The organism is Hyphomicrobium sp., from assembly GCF_041659645.1.
In the GTDB taxonomy this organism is placed as follows: domain Bacteria; phylum Pseudomonadota; class Alphaproteobacteria; order Rhizobiales; family Hyphomicrobiaceae; genus Hyphomicrobium_B.
In genome coordinates this window covers 853,319-871,394 of the sequence record NZ_JBAZXX010000003.1, presented here as the reverse complement: position 1 = coordinate 871,394, position 18,076 = coordinate 853,319, and the positions used below count along the sequence as shown (strand labels likewise).

Below are 18,076 nucleotides of genomic sequence, written 5' to 3'. Positions count from 1 at the left end.
CCACGTTCCTATTCGGCGCGGCCGCCGATGCCGTTGAGAAGAAAATGGGTCAGATCGCGCGTCAGATAGTGGATGTGCTGAGGCAGCTCCCGCCATTCCCTGATCTTCAATTGCGCCGGATGGTCAATGTAGTCGGAATGCACCAGCACGGTCGTCATGCCGAGCGTCGACGCCGCTTCGAGATTGTGCGGCATGTCTTCGAACATCGCCGCGCGCATCGCCGGAACGTCGTGCAGCTTCAGCATCCGATCGAACGCTTCCCGCTCCGGCTTCGGCACATAGTCGAGCGCCGCGATATCGCAGATATCCTCGAAAAGATGCAGTACGCCGAGCTTAGCCGCCACGTTTTCCGCGTGCCGCCGCGAACCGTTCGTGAAGATCAGCCGCCGCCCCGGCAGCGCGGCGATCGCGGTGGCAAGCTCCGGCAATTCCGGAACCACCGACAAATCGATGTCGTGGACGTAGTCGAGGAACGGCCCCGGCGCCAGTTTGTGAACCTTCATGAGACCCGCAAGCGTCGTGCCGAACTGGCGGTAATACGCCTTCTGCAAATGCCGCGCATGTTCACGCGGCACGCCGAGCGTCTTCGCGATGAAGGAGCTCATGCGCTGATCGACTTGCGCGAAGAGATCGCACGACGCCGGATAAAGCGTGTTGTCGAGATCGAAGATCCAGGTATCGACATGATCGAAACCACGCTTCTCCGCGGTCGCGCTCGGCAAGCTCGCTGCTCCGGCTGGCGCCGCCATCAGGCCTTGCCCTTCTTGCGCTCTGCGCGCTTCACAAGCGTGCCGACGCCGTGCTCGGTGAAGAGTTCGAGCAGCACGCAATGCGGCACTCGCCCGTCGATGACGACAACGCCTTCGACGCCCGCCTCGACAACCTCGATGCAACCCTCGATTTTTGGAATCATTCCGCCCGAGATGGCGCCGCTCTTGATCATCTCGCGAGCCTGTTCGATCGACAGGCTCGGAATGAGCTGCTTATTCTCGTCCAGAACACCCGCAACATCCGTGAGCAGCAGCAGGCGCTTAGCTTGCATACGCGCCGCGAGCGCCGACGCAAACGTATCGGCGTTGACGTTCAGCGTCTCTCCGTCGCGGCTAATGGCGACGGGCGCGATGACCGGAATAAGATCCGACTTCGAGATCACCTCGACGATGTGCGGATTGACCTCGAGCGGATCACCGACGTACCCGATGTCGACATGCTTCATGATGTTCGACTGCGGGTCCGGCATCTCCGTGATCTTCTTCGCGATCATCAGATTGGCATCCTTGCCCGAGATGCCGACCGCCTTGCCGCCCTGCCGGTTGATTGCCGACACGATCTCTTTGTTGATCTTGCCAGAGAGCACCATCTCGACGACCTCGACCGTCGCCTTGTCGGTGACGCGCAGACCGTGAACGAAATCGGATTTGATCGCCAGCTTCGCCAGCATGCTGCCGATCTGCGGCCCGCCGCCGTGAACCACGATCGGATTGATGCCCGATTGCTTCAGGTAGACGATGTCCTGCGCGAAGGCCCTGAACAGCTCTTCATCGCCCATGGCGTTGCCGCCGAATTTGATGACGACATTCTCTTCGTCATAATCAATGAGATGCGGGATCGCTTCCGCAAGGATGCGCGCCTGCTGATGCGCGGTCAGCGGAATTTCACCCGGTGTCGCGGCGGTTTTTTCAGAGTGATTTTTCGCTGACGTCACGAATTCCCCCTATGGCCAAAATGGGCCGCCCCGGCGGGGAGCCGGGCGCCTTGTCGCGGTCTTATAGCTTCTCGGCGGACGGCCTCAATGAATTTCCCTGACCCGAAGCCCGGCGGGCGCTCCTGACGCAGGCAAACGCCCGGCATCTGGGCTGGCACCTGGGGACGAAATCCATTCTCGGCCTGCCAACCGCCGCTCCATTGCTATAGCCTTGCCATTCGCGTGTGTTTTCGACACGCTATCGCAATGAGTCATGGCCAGTCTTGCCCGTCTTGGCCTTCGTTTTAGGAGATGTCGTGGGCGTGACGGCACCAGATATTGCGCAAATCCCGATGTCGTCGGAGCTTGCGGCGACGTTGGCTCGCGGCGCCGAGTTCGCGGAAGCGGCCGGAGCGCCAGAGGTTTCGCTCGAGCATTTGCTCGCCGCCCTCTGCGACGATCCCGACGCCGTTGCGGTGCTCGACGCGAGCCATATCAGTGGTGAACGCATCAAAGGCGACGTCATCTCCCGCGTCCTGGCAAGCGCCCAGCCCCCACCCGCTCAACAGGATTCTCTCGGCGTCTCGATCGAGGTGAGGCGCATTTTGGAAGCTGCCGCCGCCGCCTCCAGGGGCAGCCGCAGACGTGATATCAACGGCGCCATCGTGCTGGCGGCCATCGTCGGTGACGCGCGAAGCGCCGCGGCAGAGATCCTCGAAGCCCACGGCCTGACCTTCGAAAACGCCATCCGCGCTCTCCAGGCGGCTCTTCAGCCCCCGCGCGAAGCTCCAGTCGCGCCGCAAGCTCAACCACCCGTCGCCGACGACGTCCTGGCGCGAGCCCGCGAACGCGTACAGTCGCGCTCGGCGCCGTCCCTGCGCGAAATCATGAAGGATATGCCGCGGCCGGCGCCACCGATGCCGGAACCTCCGGTCGCGCACGAGCCCCCGCAGCAAGGACTTCCGCCTGAGCCTCCATTTCCCCAAACGTTCCCTCAGGCGTCATCGCTTGATGTCCCCGCCGAGCAGACTGTGCGAGACCGCGCTCCTGAGTTCGAGCAAGATTTCGAACCTGAGCCGATCGCTCCGCAGGCGCCGCACTCGCTCGACACCGGTCCCACGAGGGAGACTCCGCGAACAGCGCCGCCGCAAGCCGAACCACAGCGAACCGAGCCACCGAGACCCGAGCCGCGCCCATCTGCGGTCACGACAGCGCCCGTGCCAAATCCCGGGAGGCCGTATCCGGCGCAACAGGAGCCGAGGCTTCCCGTTGGTGGCGAGCCCGACGCGCAACGCCGGCCAGATCCGTCATTTGGACCGTCATTCGGCGCACCCAATGCAGGACCGCGCCCAGGATCGAACCCGGGATCCCCCCCCGCGCCCGGTCATGGCCCGGCGCCATTCCCCGCCGAACCTTCGCTGCCGCTTCCATCACGGTCAGCGGGACCCGGCGGCGGCTCGCGACAAGAACCGCACGGCTTCCCTGGAGCTGGTCCGGGGCTCGGCATGGGTGCCGGACGACAGGATTCGGTGCCCCCGCCGCGCGAGATTTTCGCCGACCTGCCGCCACGCCCGCAGCCATCGCGAATTCAACCGCCGCCGATCCCGCCCGCCCCTGGCCTCGGGGGTCCGCCGCGCCAATCCGCGCCATCTCCGGCCCAAGGCGCGACTCCACAGGTCAACGCCCCACGGCCGACTCCATCCCCAGCCGTCGCACCGAACGGCCCGCCGGGCGGCTCTATGATGGGGGCGCCCACCGGCGCTCCGGGTCCACGCCCGAACCTCGGACAAGATCCGGGCTTCCATCCGGGTCCTCCGATCAGCGCACAGCGCTCGGCGCCGCAGCCGCAACCTCGACGGAAAGAGAAGCGCGGCAAGGCGGCGGACGTCGAAACCGGACAGCTTGCTGAAAATATTCCGCGCTCGATGCGCGTCGGCAGAACAGTGCGCGCCGAGGTCCGCATCGCCAAGGCGTCCGTCAAGGCCATCGCCGATGGCCTCGATGGCGGAGGTCAAACGTGGCAACACGCCATCTCCATCACGAAGGCGATGTCGGTTCGCATCCGTGCGCCGGAGGGCGGTTTTTATATTGAATCGGCCTCTCCGGAGACGCAGTGGATCGAGAGCAATCTCGGCTACGCCAGCGATGACTTCGCGAGTTGGCGCTTCCTGATCACACCGCAGTCGCGCGGCTGGTCGGACCTGCAAATCATCGTCTCGGCACGAACCATCGGTGCTGACGGCGCCGCCGCGGAAACGGCGCTCCCCGATCAGATCGTGGAGGTGAAGGTCCGTGCCAACCTTTGGCGCACCGTCGGCCGCCTCTTCAGCTGGACGGTCGCGGCCGTCATCGGCGGCGCGCTCGCGACGTTCGGGGAATCGGGAATGACGATTGCGACGGCCTTACTGAAAAAATTCGGCCACTAGGCACTAGCCGTGCGCTTCGAGAAGCTGCGCAATCGTCCCGCGCAGTTCCTCGAAACCGAACGCCTTCTCCGACGACGTTAGAATAATGTGCGGAAACGCCGCCGGATGTTTCGCCATCGCTTTTTGCGTTTGCTCGGAAACTTGCTCAAGATCGGTCTTGCTGATCTTGTCGGCCTTGGTCAGCACCACTTGATACGAAACGGCTGACCCATCGAGCAGGGCCATGATCTCATCGTCGACCGGCTTCAGCCCATGCCGCGCGTCGATCAAAAGGAAAACGCGCAATAGCGTTCGCCGCCCCGCGAGATAAGCGCGCAGCACCTTGTTCCACGCCGCGACCTTCGCCTTCGGTGCTTCCGCGAAGCCGTAACCCGGCATGTCGACGAGATAGAGCTCCGCGTTCGGATCGGTGAAGAAATTCAGTTCTTGCGTGCGCCCCGGCGTATTCGACGCCCGCGCCAGCCGAAGCTGACCGACGAGCGCGTTGAGGAGGCTCGACTTGCCCACATTCGACCGGCCCGCGAACGCAATCTCAGGCCTGTCGTCGGGCGGCAGGTGATCGAGATCGGGCGTGCCGCGCGAAAACGTCCAGGCGCGCGTAAAAAGCCGCCTGCCGTTTTCTATTTCGTCGGCCGATAGAGTTTCCTCGTCAGTCATGACAGGTCCAATGCAAAGGCCCAGGCACGCATGAAGCGTAACCCAGGCCTTCGGAAAAATTACTTACCTGGGCCACCGTCGCCGCTCGCTCCGAATAATCGTAACAGCGGAGCAAAGGCGCGGCGGAGATTCCCGAACAAGTGAATCTCGGCGCCATTCTTTTTGTTGATCCAGAGCTGCTGGCAGATCGACAGCGTGTTGCTCCAGGCCCAATAGATCACGAGACCGGCCGGGAAGCTCGCCAGCAGGAACGTGAACATCACCGGCATCCACTGGAAGATCTGCTGCTGGATCGGATCGGGCTGAGGCGGGTTGAGCTGCATCTGAACCCACATCGTGAGGCCCATCACCAGCGGCCAAGCTCCGATGTGCAGGAACGCAGGCACATCGTACGGCAACAGACCGAAGAGATTGAAGAGCGACGTCGGGTCCGGCACTGAGAGATCTTTGATCCAGCCGAAGAACGGCGCATGCCGCATGTCGATCGTTACGAACAGCACCTTATACAGCGCGAAGAACACCGGAATCTGCAACAGGATCGGCCAACAGCCCGCAAGGGGATTGATCTTCTCCTTGCGATAAAGCTCGAAGATCTCTTTCTGCTGCCGCTGCGCATCGTCCTTGTATTGCTCTTTGATGCGCTGCATTTCCGGCTGCATCTTCTTCATGCGCGCCATGCTCTCGTACTGCTTGTTCGCAATCGGATAGAACGCAGCCTTCACGATCACTGTCAGAACGAGAATGGTGATGCCGAAATTGTGGACGACGCCGTTGATGAGCTCCATCAACCGGAAGAGCGGCCGCGTGATGAAATAGAACCATCCCCAATCAATCAGCCGATCGAAGCGCAGGATGTTGAGGCCCTTCTCGTAACCGTCGATCAGCGACGCCTGCTTGGCGCCGGAAAAAAGATGCGCTTCAACGCCCTTGCGCATTCCGGGCGCAACAGTCAGCGCGCCGAGCAGATAGTCTGTCTGGAATGCGTCACGGCCCGACGGATCGCGCGCCGGAAGCGCCGAATACATTGCGCGATAAGGCGCTGTCTGGCTCGGGATGAGCGCAGTCGCCCAGTACTTGTCCGTGATGCCAAGCCAGCCGCCGACCACGTTCTCGAATGTCCGCGGCACGCCTTCCTTGATGGCGGCGGCATAGGTATCCTCGATCAGCCCGTGATCGCCGGAGATGCCGACCAAGCCTTCGTGCAGAACCGAATAGACCTGCGAAGGCGGATGCCCGCTCCGATGCACACGTGCATAAGGGAGAAGCGAAATTTCATTGTTGGTCTTGTTCTCGACCTCGTCGACGATCTTGAACATGTAGTCGTTGTCGATCGAGATGACGCGATGAAAGATCACGCCTTGGCCGTTGTCCCAGTTGATCGTGACGGGCGTCTCGGGCGTCAGCGTCGTTCCACTTTCGAGTTTCCAAACCGTGTCGCGATCCGGCACCTTAACCGTCGAGCCGACCTGCGGCACCCAGCCGAATTCTGCGAAATAGGGATCGAATGATCCCGCCGGCGACAACAGAGTCACCATCGGACTGTTCGGATCGACGGTCTCACGGTATTTTTTCAATATGAGGTCGTCGATGCGGCCCGTCTTGAGATCGATCGAACCTTCGAGTGAAGCCGTCGCAATCGGTACGCGGGGCGTCAGCTTTAGAATCTCTTCTCGTGACTTCGGCGCGGAGGCCGCCGCCTGCTGACCGGCGACAGGAACGCCGGACCGAGGCTCGGCGACGGGCGCGTTCGCGACATTCGGCGGGCTCTCCGACGTCGCCTTCCCTGTGTTCTGCGCGTCGAGCTGCTTGTTGAACTCTTGCTTCGCTTGCTCATGCTTGATTTGCGGCGCGGCGAAAAAGTACTGCCATCCCATGAGCACCAGGATCGACAGCACCACGGCGATGATCAGGTTGTTCTGGTCTTTTGGATCGCTAGGAGAGCTCATCAAATCCTCGAGTCGGGGCCAGCTTCTTTTGGCCTGTTTTGGCCCGGAAGCGATGGAGGAAACTGGTCATAAAAGGAAGGGGACACCCAGTCACGCTGAACCTTTTCTCTCGGCGCGGACCGGCTTGGCGCCGTGTAATGCGCCGATTGCCCGGTTAACGTCGCCGAGAAGAAGATCAAACGGCCGGTCGAGCGCCGCGTGCCGCGCGACAATCACATAGTCGCGCGGCCCAAGCTTCGCATCTTTGGTTTGAGCGGCAAACGCCGCTTTGAGCCGCCGCCGGATACGATTCCGCGTGACGGCATTCCCGATTTTCTTTGTGATTGTAAAGCCAAAGCGCGGCCCGTCGCCGCCACGAGCCATTTTGGCGGTCGAAGCGTCAGGCCGTTCGCGCATCTCGATCAGGAAGGCCGGCGTGGATTGCCGTCGGCCGCCGCGAACAGCGAGAAACTCGGATCGCGCCTTGAGCGTTGGCAGAATAGGAATGACAGCCTCCAGAGCCGCAACAACGCGGACAGCGGGGCCTAGGCGCCAGACTCGACCAGGCCGCCCGACTAGGCCGAAAGGCGCTTGCGGCCCTTCGCGCGACGGCGCGCCAGAACCCTCTGACCGCCAGTCGTCAGCATACGTTTACGAAATCCGTGGCGGCGCTTGCGAACAAGGCGGCTCGGTTGATATGTGCGCTTCACGGAAGTCTCCGTCCAAGTCTCTCAAGGCCGCCGTCCGCATCGGTATCCGTAGCGAACTGAGCAGCTAAATTGCTATTATTTTCCCGAGACTTACAAATAGACAACCGCCTGGGCAAACACCCCAGCCGATTTCGCATTCTCCGGAATTCCGGCCCTTATAGTGGGGCCTTGCAGCCAAGTCAACGCGAGCATAGCGCTCCTGCGCTCGTCGAAATGGCGTCCAATCGAGCTTTTACCCGCTTCCGGCAGGGGATAGGGCGCGATCTCCGGCATGAAAAGTCGATGCGTGGTATTAAGCTGTTCCCAACCGGCTCGCGATTTCTGGATCTTTTCATGCCCAAAGACACCGTCGACATGGCCTCCGAGACGCAAACTGTCGAAACCGACTTCTGCATCATTGGCGCCGGAGCCGGCGGCATCGCACTCGCGACCACGGCAGCAGCCTTTGGCCAGCGCGTCGTCCTCATCGAAAAGCACAAGATGGGCGGCGACGGCTTGAATTACGGAAGCATTCCGGCGAACGCCCTCCTCGCCGCCGCAAGGCGCGCCCAGGATATGCGGACGGCTTCGACCTTCGGCATCCGGGGCGTCGAACCGCTGCTCGACCACGCGACGATCAATCAATACGTCACCGACGTCATCGCCCGCATCGCTCCGAACGTGACCGTCGAACGATTCGGCGGCATGGGGATCCGCGTGATTTCGGCAGCCGCGAGATTCATAAACCCGACCACCGTCGCCGCCGGCGACTACCGGATCTCGGCGCGCCGGTTCGTGATCGCGACCGGATCATCGCCCATCATCCCGGCGATCCCCGGCCTCGCGGACATCCCTTATTTCACGAACGAAACGATCTTCGACACTAGCAGCCTAATCCCACACCTCATTGTCGTTGGCGCCGGAACAACGGGCATCGAACTGGCTCAGGCGCACCGCCGCCTCGGTTCCCGCGTGACCGTTGTCGATTCGGCCCATGCCCTCGGCGACGAAGATTCTGAACTCGCCGTCGTGTTGCTGACACAGCTTGCGGCAGAGGGCATCGCCTTCCGCGAAGGAACCCCGATCAAGCGTATCTCGGGGACGGTCGGGAAGATCATCGTCGAGATCGAAGCTGGCGGCGAGACCGAGCTGATCGAGGGGACGGCACTCCTCCTCGCCGCCGGACGCAAGGCCAACATCTCCGACCTCGGCCTCAATGCTGCCGGCGTTAAAATCGTCGGGAATGCCATCAAAGTTAACAGCGGCCTGAAGACGACCAACAAGCGCGTCTTCGCCATTGGCGACGCAATCGGCGGACCACGTTATGCCCATATCGCCGGTGAGCACGCCGATGTCGTCCTGCGCCGGTCTCTGTTTCGCATGTCCGCCAAGCCCAAAGGGCGCGCCGCCCCGCGCGTCATGTTCACCGAACCGGCGCTCGCATCCGTCGGCCTCAGCGAAGCCGAAGCGCGCACCGAGCACGGCCGCATCAATGTTCTGCGCTGGCCCTATCATGAGAACGACCGCGCCCAGATCGAGCACAAGACGGAAGGTCATGTGAAGGTCATCACGACGAAGCGTGGCCAGATTCTCGGCGCAGCCATCGTCGGCGCCGACGCGGGCGAGATCATCCAGATATGGTCTCTGGCCATATCCCAGCGCCTCAACATCAAGGCGATGACCGAATGGATTTCGCCCTATCCGACGTACTCCGAGATTAACAAAAGGGCCGCAATTCGTTACTTTGCAACAATGCCGAGTAACCCCTTTCTCCGCAAAGTGATCGCGTTGCTCGCGAAGCTCGGTTAATGATCTCCGGGGATGGAGATGCTGAATCCGGTGCAGCGCGCAATTTTCAACAACAACGATAAAAATAGAGAGAATGCCAAGGGAACGGCTTCGTTCGTGATGGCGCCTTGGCGTGCCGTTGCGCGCTTTTGGGAAAGCCGCGGCCTCCCATCCAAGCTCATCATACTGACGGCGATCTTCGTCCTCGTCGCGGAAGCCCTGATCTTCTTACCGTCGATTGCAAGCTACCGCGTGACCTGGCTGCAGGAACGGCTGACGGGGGCCCAGCTCGCGGCGCTGACCTCCGACGCATTTCCAGGCGGACAAATTCCGTCGGCGCTTCGAGCAGAACTTCTCAGAACCGCCCAAGTGAAAGCAATCGCATCGCGCAGCGCCGGCGAAAGACGTCTCGTATTTCCGCCAGAAGGCGATCTCTCGATTGACTACGTCTACTACCTGCCGCCCGAACCTGAGACGTTTTGGCAAAGTATGTCGACACGGATCGAGCAGGCGAAGGACGCAGTGACGACTCTTCTTTCGAGCAATCGAACCATCCGCGTCATCGGACACAGCGGCCCAGATAACAACAGCTTGATCGAGATCGTCATTCCCGAAGCACCGTTGAAGGCGGCGATGATCCGCTACGGAATGAACATCCTCTGGCTGTCGATCATCCTCTCGCTGCTGACGGCCGTCGTTGTCTATCTGGCGCTGAGCCGACTGTTCGTGAAGCCGCTGACGCAGATCACCACCAACATGCTGCACTTCGCGGAAAATCCTGAGGATCAAAGCCGCATCATGCCCGATACCGGGCGCCGCGATGAAGTCGGCGTCGCCGAACGCGAGCTTGCGAGCATGCAGCGACAGCTTTCGAGTTTGCTCGTGCAAAAAAACCGCCTCGCGCAACTCGGCATGGCCGTCTCCAAGATCAATCACGACCTGCGAAACATGCTGGCAAACGCGCAGCTTATTTCCGATCGTATCGTCGCTATCCCCGATCCGACCGTCCAACGCTTCGTGCCGAAGCTGATTGCGTCGCTCGACCGCGCTATCCAGTTCTGCAACTCGTCTTTGCAGTTCGGCGGCGTTTCGGAAGCTGCGCCCCGACGCGAAGTAATGCCGCTAAGGCCGTTGGTCGAGGAGATCGCAGACAGTCAAGGATTGCCGCGCGAAGGTTCCGTGGCCTTCATCGCCGACATCGAGCCTGCGTTGCTGATTGACGCCGATCACGAGCACTTGTTTCGCGCCCTCAGCAATCTTATCCGCAATGCCGCGCAGGCAATCGAGAGCATCGACGGCAAGACGGACGGCGAGGTTCGCGTCGCAGCCCATCGCGAAGGCCGCAAGGTGGTCATCGACGTCATGGACAACGGCGCAGGCGTCCCGAAGAAGGCGCGCGAAAACCTTTTCAAGGCATTCCAGGCATCGACGAAGAAGGGCGGCACCGGCCTTGGCCTCGTCATCGCCGCCGAGCTTGTTCAGGCCCATGGCGGCACCCTGACGCTCGTCGACAGCAAGAACGGCGCGTGCTTCCGCATCGAACTGCCGGACCGCGCCGTCGGTTGACCGCGCACTAAGACCCAAGCGCGGCGAGACGTCCTCTATTGGCGTGATCGAGGGGTCTTGCGCTCCGCGGCGCGACCCACTAGAGAGGGGGGCTTCGTCGCCCGGCCACGCCGCCGGAAGGGCTTCCAGCCCCAACGCAACGAAAAAAGCGCCGGTAGCTCAGTTGGATAGAGCACCAGACTACGAATCTGGGGGTCGTGGGTTCGAATCCTTCCCGGCGCGCCACTCTGGAACAAAAGAGAGAACTCCGGGCGCTGCTTTGTTGAGGCCGTCGGTTGCGGCCCGCGCCAGGATCGCCTTCGATCCAGAGATACTGATTTCCTTGTCCTTAACGGTCACTAAGCCCATGACGAGCCGGACATAAGCCTGTCTGAGGTCGGGCGGTCCGTTTCGGAGTTTGTCGCGCAAGAGGTCTGCGAAGGCCGCGATCTTGTCCGGCGTAATAGTCGGCTCGCCGCCTGCAATGCGCTTCTGCAGGCCGGTCATCTCGGCCGCGAGTTCGTCACGCCGAACCTTCAGGCCGACTAGGCGCGCTTTCAGACTTGCGTCCTCGGCCTCCATCACGCCCTGCTCGACGAGCGTCAGCAGCCGGACAATACCGGCTTCGGCATCCTTGTGGCTCTGGCGAAGCTTGCCGAGCTGCTGTTTGGCCTCCACCGATCTGCTGTTCGCCGACTTCAGATAGGTCTTCAGCAGATCCCCCAACCGGTCAGGATGGAGGACGCGAGCACTCACCTCATCGATGACAATCTGGTCCAGCCGGTCCATCGGCATGCGCAGCCCTCGGCACGCCGTCGTGCCCTCCTTTAGTTTCCGGGAGCACGCGTAGTAACGATACAGGCCGCCCTTGCCGGTATTCTGGATCAAGGCTGCGCCGCAGTAGCCGCATCGCACGACGCCTGCGAGGAGCGTCGGGCTGTTGACAACACGGGGAGCAACCCGCTTCGGGTTTCTGCTTTGCAGAAGGGCCTGCACTGCATTGAACGTCGGTTCGTCGACGATCGCCGGAACTTGAACCTCTATCCATTGCGACGGGGGCCGCGAGCGACCATTGCGGCTGTCAGTACGGTTGAAAAAGTGCCGCCCGCAGTAGGTCGACGATGTTAGAATTTCGTGGATGCTACCGGTCGAGAAACGGCGACCGCGGCGCGTGACGCCGCGCTCATTGAATTGGGTCGCTATAGCCTTGACGCCCAGCGGCCGTCCTTCCGTTCCAGCAGCAAGATTGAAAATCTGCCGCACAAGAGCCGCCTCGTCTTCCCGCAGAACCAGCACCTTCTTGTCCTTGGTGCCTCGACGCTCCCGTATTTCGGCAGCATAACCGAAGGGCGGATGTGAGCCGTTCCAAAAACCCTGCCGGGCGTTTTCGAGCATAGCGCGATGGACGTGCTTGGCGTTCTCACGTGACTGGTGCTCGTCGAAAACGTTAAGGACCTTCCGGATGAACTCACCACTCGCATCTTGACCGATGTCCTGGGTGATCGAGATGAGTTCGACTCCCGCTTTGCGTAGCTGGCGGACGTAAAGTTCCGAGTGCAGCGAATCACGAGAAAAGCGGCTCAACGAATGAACCACGACATATTCGTAGGGTCGTGCGATCCGCGTCGCCTTGTAGATCATCTCCTGGAACATCGGCCGATCGTCATCAAGAGCCGAAGCACCTGGCTCGCAGAAGACCTCGGCTACCTGCCAACCCCGTTGCTCGCAGTAAGCGCGACATTGGGCAACCTGGTCGGGCAACGACAGGTCCCGTTCGGCCTGCCTGCTGGTCGATACTCGGACGTAGATTGCGGCCGTCGTCATCGTTCACCGGATACGATCTGTATGATCATGCGCTGCCACCCTTAATTCGCCCGTCGAGAATGGCCTCTTCTACTTCGGGAACGCCCCACTGCTCGTTATCCTCCATTGCTTGATCGACGGCTTCAAGCAGCTCCTCGCCAGCACTGTGCTCCAGAAGAAACTGGCGTACCCTAAAAAGCAGCTGGCGTTGATGGACACAAATTTGCGCCTCTTCGATATCTTCTAAATTTAAGTGCTCCATTTTCGACATGCCCGCCTCCTACCCTTCAATAATATCTATAAGCACCGTCGCCAGCATCCGGTCGCCGAAATTCTATCTGCCCGATTTTTAAACTGTCAGCGTCGCGATTATTCGGCGTCTCCAGAGTCCTCGGGAAAGCCATCGCGCATTAATCGGTCAAGGGCTTTGTCGAGACGATTGAACGCCGCCATCTCGTCCGCAACGATATAATAGCCTTCCGACGTGCGATAATCAGTATGACCAAGCATCGAAGGGACGATCCCGACGTGATCCGGGTCTTCCTTCGCAATTGAACTTCCGGTGGCATGACGAAATTCATGGGCCGTTACGCGCCGACCGAACACGGCGAAGGTGATCTTACCGATCTCGTCCGACAGGTTGTGCGGAGTAATTGGATTACCCATGCCGGAAATGAAGAGGATGGTGTGTGCGTCGGACTTGCCGAGAAGAAGGCGCGACCGGTAGATCTCGATGTAGCGATCAATGAATGGGGTTAGCGCGTCCGGAACCGGTCCGCCGCGACGCGTCCTGCCTTTCATGTCATCGCTGGAAAAGTGCAAGGCGTAGCTCGATCCTTCCTTCACGAGGTTTCGGCCAATCTCGATCGTGGCGAGGTTGTTCCGGCGCATCAATGAGCGCGCGGCGAGCAGGGCGATGGCGAGACCGTTGCGGAACCAAATCGCATGCTGCTTCAAAGATCCGTATTCGGGCTCAGAAGCCTTCAGCATGATTGCCAAGCCGACCTCGAACAGCTCCCGGATTGAGGGCAGGTCCGAGTGATTCTTGACGGATTTCACTGTGCTCTTCAGTTTGCGGATCATCGGCTGCGTCCAGCTCCAGTCCTCGTCCGGGGCAAGCAACTCGAACATTCGGCTGATGCTGACAGCATGATTTTCGAGCGTCCGAGCACCGTTACCAAGCCCTCGTTCGGCACGCAGATAGTCTGTAAGCCGTGCTGGGGTCACGCGCTCTTCGGGCTGCTGATCCTCATCCAGGAGCCCTTCGCTCTTTAGCCATGCGAGCCAAATGCCATAGTTTCGTGCGTAGAGCTCCTTCGAGCTAGGACGAAGGTGAGCGGCGGGTTTGTGTTCGGCAAGAAGGTCGTCATCTTCCGACTGAGCATCTATCCAGGAGCGACGGTCGGCCGCGGGCCAAGCGGAAATCGGCAGAGCACGTCCATCAAATACATTCTGACCCGTCATTTCGCCTTCCCAGCACCGTCCTTGTCCTTGGACCGCAGCGTGCCGGCGTCTTCGAGCCCGAGCAGCACAGCATCGAAGTGCCGGAACGCCTCCTCGGCTTCCAGATCGACGTAGAAGCTGACGGTGGTTTCGCGCGAGCGATGACCGAGCAGAAGCTGCACGTCTTCGTAGCGGCCCGGATGAGCGGTCAGATAAAGTTTGGCTGCGAGGTGTCTGAACGTATGTGGGTTAATGGCGAAGCCCAAGTATTCCCGCATCAACTTCTGAATGTTGTCCGACATTACTGCGGAGCGCTTCTGACCGCAGTCCAGCGCCGGGAAAAGCCAATCGCATGGTGTATCAATCAGTGCGGGGCGATAGGTCGTCAAATAAAGATCGAGCAGCTTGATCGTACTCGCCGGTAAAGGTATTTCCAATGTCTTGGCGTTCTTAACCTGCTCCGGCGGATAGAACAGCGCGACCTTGGCATCCTTCCCGGTGTGCGAGCGGAGCAGATTGGTGTTCAGGCTGGTCGATAGTAGATTGGAGATGCGCAGCGGCGCACGCTGCGCGATCTTGATCCACAGCGCCGTCGCCACGCGGTTGGCCGTCGCTCGATCGATGGCTTTGTCGCGCAGAGCGTCTTTAACAATGCGGTCGGGCAACGCCAGAAAGGCTCGGACATTTTCGATCTCTCGAAACGGAGCGAGCTTCCGCCGAACCTTTTCGGGCAATCCTTGATGCTCCGGACGCACCTTGACGGCGATCTCCTCGAGCTTCTTCAGATCGACCTCGGGGCTCCTGACCCAGAGTCTGGCGATCATCAGAAGGTCGTACGCCATGCCACGGATCTGAGAGTTTCGGCGGTTGCCGCCTGCGCGCTTTATGAAAAAGTTTAATCCAGCGCCAACGGTCTTGATGTCGACCAGAACTTTCAAAGTAGTCACCGCATCAGGCTTCATGACCTCCGACAAAACGAGGGCGGTTGCGAATTGTCGGACACGATAGCGGATCAATCTAGCGGTCGACGGGCGAATTGATAGCGCACGCGGCGTATTTTCACCAAACAACTCCTCCTCAGTCAAAATGTCGTCGAGTTCAACTCCGGCCTTCACTGCGCGGGACGCGATGTAGGCACCGCAATCCGCCCAGAGACTCACGGGGAATGCATTCTCAGGCAGGACGTAATGGTCCGTGTTGAGCGTCACTGTTACCTGCCGGCATTGCCGCTCCGGTAGCGTAGCAACCAGCGCGTTCCATATCGTTCGCGTCTCGCGATCCCGCGTTCGAACGTTCTTGACGAGGCTGTTTTCAAGGCTTGTGCCGAAAGCTTGGAAGGTTTCGTCGTCCACGGCGTCTGGTGAGATTGAATTCTCGTCAAGAAAGTGCATGAACGGACGCAGCTTCATTCGCTTCCACCGATCTGGGATCAGATCGAGGTAAGCTTTGAGATGGGGTGCAAGCCAGCGACGCACTTGTCGGCGGCGGAAGCGCTTATCAGCATAGGCCAGCGCCGCGTCCATATACGATCGGCAGTTCTGAAGCCGGCCCTTGCTCATTCCGGCCCCCGCAGGAGTCAGGTCGCGCAGCCGGTCGGCGATAAGCCGCGGATCAGCAGGGGTGCTCTCGAGCTGCAAGCCTATCGCTCGTGCGAGCGATCGCACACCGGAACATAACTCTGCCCGCCGCTTCTCCGAGATCGAGGCGTCCGCGGCTATCAGATCGATCAGCTTCGCTAAAGTGAAGAGCGGAGCGGCCTCACAATTTTTTTCCGCTCTAGCTTTCGTGTGGTACATGGGGGACCTTCGTGGACACTCGTGGAAACATTGGGAAATTCGTGAGAACGTATGGCGATTAAATTCGCGGGTTAGACACGAAGCGTTTTCACGATCGGGTGGACAGAGGCGGCAAGATGCGGAAGCGAAGAGACATCCGCCTCACCACTTTTTCTTGAACAGCAGCGTAACATGAGATGCGCGGACTCGAATTTGCCGACCGATACGAACGGTCGGCACATCGAGTTCGACGAGCCACCGACGTATCGTCTTTGTGCAAACCTTGCCGTGTGCCGCGATCTCTTTGACGGTCCACAGCGCTTCGAAATCCTCCGGGCTCGACGTCTTTTTTATCGACATGGTTGTGCTCCTGCAGAAGCCGATCCGTCTTTTGCGACGGCGGCCGATAAATGATCTGCTGTCTGATGATTTACTGAAGCGGAAGCGTTCGAGGCCTGGACAGAACTGGCCTCCGATGCGGGAAAAAGGATCGCGTCGATCTCCTGCGCCAGAAAGGCGCGGAGAATGGCGACCTCTTCCGACGCCACAGGAAGGCGCTCCGGCAGGTCAATGGCCACGACGCCGTCCGGCGTCTCAGCCTTTATAGCCCTCGATTTGCTTGGCGCTTTCACCTGGCAGCTCGATTGGATCACTGCGACCGGAATTGGTCGCAGCTCCATCGGCTTAAGGCCACCGCAGAATGGCGGGCTACTTCATTATATTGCTGGCATTATTTGAGGACGCGCCGCATCCGTCTGGACTTCTCGGTACGCAGCTTCCTGCGATAGCGATCGTAAGCTTTCTCGACGGCGGAGGCCGACGGCGGCACGCGCTTTTTCTGACCCTCAACGGCAAAATGCGCGGATTGCCTCGCCTCTTCGATTGCCCGTGTCCGGGTGTAGCCTGCATCAATGAATCGTTGGACCCGCAGCGCCATCATGTATTCCCACCCCGGCGATTTGGCCAACGTCTTGCGCTGGCGACTTGGCCGGGAAACTACGCTTCGCACAACGCCCTTCGAAGGGCGGCCCCGACCTCGCGCGGCGATAATCTTCAGGGCGACGGGCAGGCGGTCCAGTTGACGGGAACTCGCGGCGGTTCCCCCGTCAAGCATGTCGGCTAGAGCGTCCAGGGCATATCGGCCGAGGCTGTCCAACTCTCGCAGCTTCTGAGCCGCCTCCTGGGGGGCGTTCTCGCAGATTGCCGCGACAAGCTCTTCGTCCGGCGATAACGGATCGAAGTGACCCGCCGGTATCTCACTTCCTGACTTCCGCGCCACGACGATGCCCCGAGTTTGGCCATAGGGGCATCATCAGCTTACAGCGTTAAATGATTGTTGCCAGAAGCAATCTGCGTCTCCTGGGGCCGATGTCGGCTTTCCTGCTCAATCGGCTATCATCATGGTGCCGCGCCGTCGATTGCGAACACCTTTACTTCATCGACATTCCATAGCCCAACTTCGACAGGGCCGAAGTAAGTGCCGCCTCCTTGCCCGCGAGACCGTTTCCGTTCTTGCTGCCACCGTGCGCCAAGATCGCCTGCGAGAAAATTTTGTATTGTCGCGGCCTCAAGTACAAAGTGACCACTCGCGTGCCTTTAACCGGCATCTCGCCGCGCATCAGCAGTGCAAGGTCATGGGCCGAACTCGCTTCTGCGAGCGTCATAAGTTCCTCGCAGTTGTCTTGATTGATGTACTTCGCGATGATCTGCGCCTTGGTCCATCCGACCGCGCTGAGGCGCTTTTCATCAACATTTAACTCGCCGAAAACTCGGCCGATCTCTGCCCAATAAAATGCTGTACGTCGGTCAACGTCACAGTACTTAGCAATCGATTCGAACTGCTCCGGCGTTTCGACCTGAACCTTCCGGAAGTACCTAGCCTTCATCAGGAATTCATCGCCGACAAGATCATTGTAGAACTTATCGAGCTGCAGCCAGGGCTTTTTCTTCATACGCGCGTGCCTCACTAAGGAAGTTGGTTGAGGCAAAGAATCGTACGATAGACACAGTCATAAGCAATTGAAATAACATATATAATTAAGAATCTAAAGCTCGTTCACTGGAGCCTTTTCATAATTACGAATAGTATAGATATGAGGGGTTTGAAAATCGATTATCGGATAGCTCGGTCATGACGAATCCGACCTTCGGCGTGTGTCAACGTTAGAACCTGCTGGCAAGCTTGATCTGATTGCGCATGAGAGAATTTGCTGCTCATCGTAACTCCAGGGCAGGACACGATGAGCCAGCATGGCATGTAGCACGCTTAGACTTCCCCCTGTTAGCAATTTGCTGAGAATCGTTGTCATGCCAGCACCTTGCGTCCAAGCTCTGATCGGCG

The 18,076-nt window shown here is 59.9% G+C and carries 17 protein-coding genes and 1 tRNA gene; 4 read left to right on the top strand and 14 right to left on the bottom strand.

The window, feature by feature from the left end:
• Nucleotides 1-8: 8 nt before the first annotated feature.
• Nucleotides 9-749 (bottom strand): pyrimidine 5'-nucleotidase, encoded by a 741-nt coding sequence (locus WC811_RS14140; protein ID WP_372645643.1) that lies wholly within the window; start codon nucleotides 747-749, stop codon nucleotides 9-11.
• Nucleotides 749-1,705 (bottom strand): acetylglutamate kinase, encoded by a 957-nt coding sequence (gene argB, locus WC811_RS14135; RefSeq protein ID WP_372645641.1) that lies wholly within the window; start codon nucleotides 1,703-1,705, stop codon nucleotides 749-751. The genes WC811_RS14140 and argB overlap by 1 nt, the downstream gene beginning before the upstream one ends.
• 302 nt (nucleotides 1,706-2,007) lie before the next feature.
• Between argB and WC811_RS14130 the strand changes: the two genes are divergently transcribed.
• Entirely contained in the window at nucleotides 2,008-4,110 is a 2,103-nt protein-coding gene (locus tag WC811_RS14130; RefSeq protein ID WP_372645639.1) for a Clp protease N-terminal domain-containing protein, read from the top strand.
• 3 nt (nucleotides 4,111-4,113) lie between these two features.
• Here the strand turns inward: WC811_RS14130 and yihA are convergent, their stop codons facing one another.
• The 4 genes from yihA to rpmH form a co-directional block, all read right to left on the bottom strand.
• Nucleotides 4,114-4,767: a ribosome biogenesis GTP-binding protein YihA/YsxC gene (yihA, locus tag WC811_RS14125; protein ID WP_372645637.1), complete on the bottom strand. Its 654-nt coding sequence runs from the start codon at nucleotides 4,765-4,767 to the stop codon at nucleotides 4,114-4,116.
• 59 nt (nucleotides 4,768-4,826) lie between these two features.
• Nucleotides 4,827-6,713, bottom strand: a complete 1,887-nt coding sequence (gene yidC / locus WC811_RS14120) for a membrane protein insertase YidC (protein WP_372645635.1) — start codon at nucleotides 6,711-6,713, stop codon at nucleotides 4,827-4,829.
• Between the two features lie 90 nt (nucleotides 6,714-6,803).
• On the bottom strand, nucleotides 6,804-7,190 hold the full coding sequence (gene rnpA, locus WC811_RS14115; RefSeq protein ID WP_372645795.1) for a ribonuclease P protein component: 387 nt from the start codon (nucleotides 7,188-7,190) through the stop codon (nucleotides 6,804-6,806).
• Between the two features lie 77 nt (nucleotides 7,191-7,267).
• The gene (gene rpmH, locus WC811_RS14110; RefSeq protein WP_372645633.1) at nucleotides 7,268-7,402 is read right to left on the bottom strand and encodes a 50S ribosomal protein L34; all 135 of its coding nucleotides are present in this window, start codon (nucleotides 7,400-7,402) and stop codon (nucleotides 7,268-7,270) included.
• 333 nt (nucleotides 7,403-7,735) lie between these two features.
• On the opposite strand from rpmH, the gene WC811_RS14105 reads away from it, so the two are divergent.
• From WC811_RS14105 to WC811_RS14095, 3 genes are all read left to right on the top strand, one after another.
• Complete coding sequence (locus WC811_RS14105; RefSeq protein ID WP_372645631.1) at nucleotides 7,736-9,190, top strand: NAD(P)/FAD-dependent oxidoreductase; 1,455 nt, start codon at nucleotides 7,736-7,738, stop codon at nucleotides 9,188-9,190.
• 30 nt (nucleotides 9,191-9,220) lie between these two features.
• Nucleotides 9,221-10,735, top strand: coding sequence for a sensor histidine kinase (locus WC811_RS14100; protein ID WP_372645629.1), 1,515 nt, complete (start codon nucleotides 9,221-9,223; stop codon nucleotides 10,733-10,735).
• Between the two features lie 148 nt (nucleotides 10,736-10,883).
• Nucleotides 10,884-10,960, top strand: a tRNA-Arg gene (locus tag WC811_RS14095).
• On the opposite strand, the gene WC811_RS14090 is transcribed toward WC811_RS14095, so the two are convergent.
• The 8 genes from WC811_RS14090 to WC811_RS14055 all read right to left on the bottom strand — a co-directional run bounded on the left by WC811_RS14090 (nucleotide 10,916) and on the right by WC811_RS14055 (nucleotide 17,687).
• Entirely contained in the window at nucleotides 10,916-12,538 is a 1,623-nt protein-coding gene (locus tag WC811_RS14090; RefSeq protein ID WP_372645793.1) for a recombinase family protein, read from the bottom strand. The genes WC811_RS14095 and WC811_RS14090 overlap by 45 nt on opposite strands.
• A gap of 25 nt (nucleotides 12,539-12,563) precedes the next feature.
• On the bottom strand, nucleotides 12,564-12,788 hold the full coding sequence (locus WC811_RS14085) for a hypothetical protein (protein ID WP_372645627.1): 225 nt from the start codon (nucleotides 12,786-12,788) through the stop codon (nucleotides 12,564-12,566).
• Nucleotides 12,789-12,886: 98 nt separating this feature from the next.
• Entirely contained in the window at nucleotides 12,887-13,981 is a 1,095-nt protein-coding gene (locus tag WC811_RS14080) for a tyrosine-type recombinase/integrase (protein WP_372645625.1), read from the bottom strand.
• On the bottom strand, nucleotides 13,978-15,519 hold the full coding sequence (locus tag WC811_RS14075) for a tyrosine-type recombinase/integrase (RefSeq protein ID WP_372645623.1): 1,542 nt from the start codon (nucleotides 15,517-15,519) through the stop codon (nucleotides 13,978-13,980). The genes WC811_RS14080 and WC811_RS14075 overlap by 4 nt, the downstream gene beginning before the upstream one ends.
• Before the next feature lie 378 nt (nucleotides 15,520-15,897).
• Complete coding sequence (locus WC811_RS14070) at nucleotides 15,898-16,095, bottom strand: hypothetical protein (protein WP_372645621.1); 198 nt, start codon at nucleotides 16,093-16,095, stop codon at nucleotides 15,898-15,900.
• Nucleotides 16,086-16,313, bottom strand: coding sequence for a hypothetical protein (locus WC811_RS14065; RefSeq protein WP_372645619.1), 228 nt, complete (start codon nucleotides 16,311-16,313; stop codon nucleotides 16,086-16,088). Before WC811_RS14065 ends, WC811_RS14070 begins: the two co-directional genes overlap by 10 nt.
• 152 nt (nucleotides 16,314-16,465) lie before the next feature.
• Nucleotides 16,466-17,014, bottom strand: coding sequence for a hypothetical protein (locus WC811_RS14060; RefSeq protein WP_372645617.1), 549 nt, complete (start codon nucleotides 17,012-17,014; stop codon nucleotides 16,466-16,468).
• A gap of 151 nt (nucleotides 17,015-17,165) precedes the next feature.
• Nucleotides 17,166-17,687 (bottom strand): hypothetical protein, encoded by a 522-nt coding sequence (locus WC811_RS14055; RefSeq protein WP_372645615.1) that lies wholly within the window; start codon nucleotides 17,685-17,687, stop codon nucleotides 17,166-17,168.
• Nucleotides 17,688-18,076 lie beyond the last annotated feature (389 nt).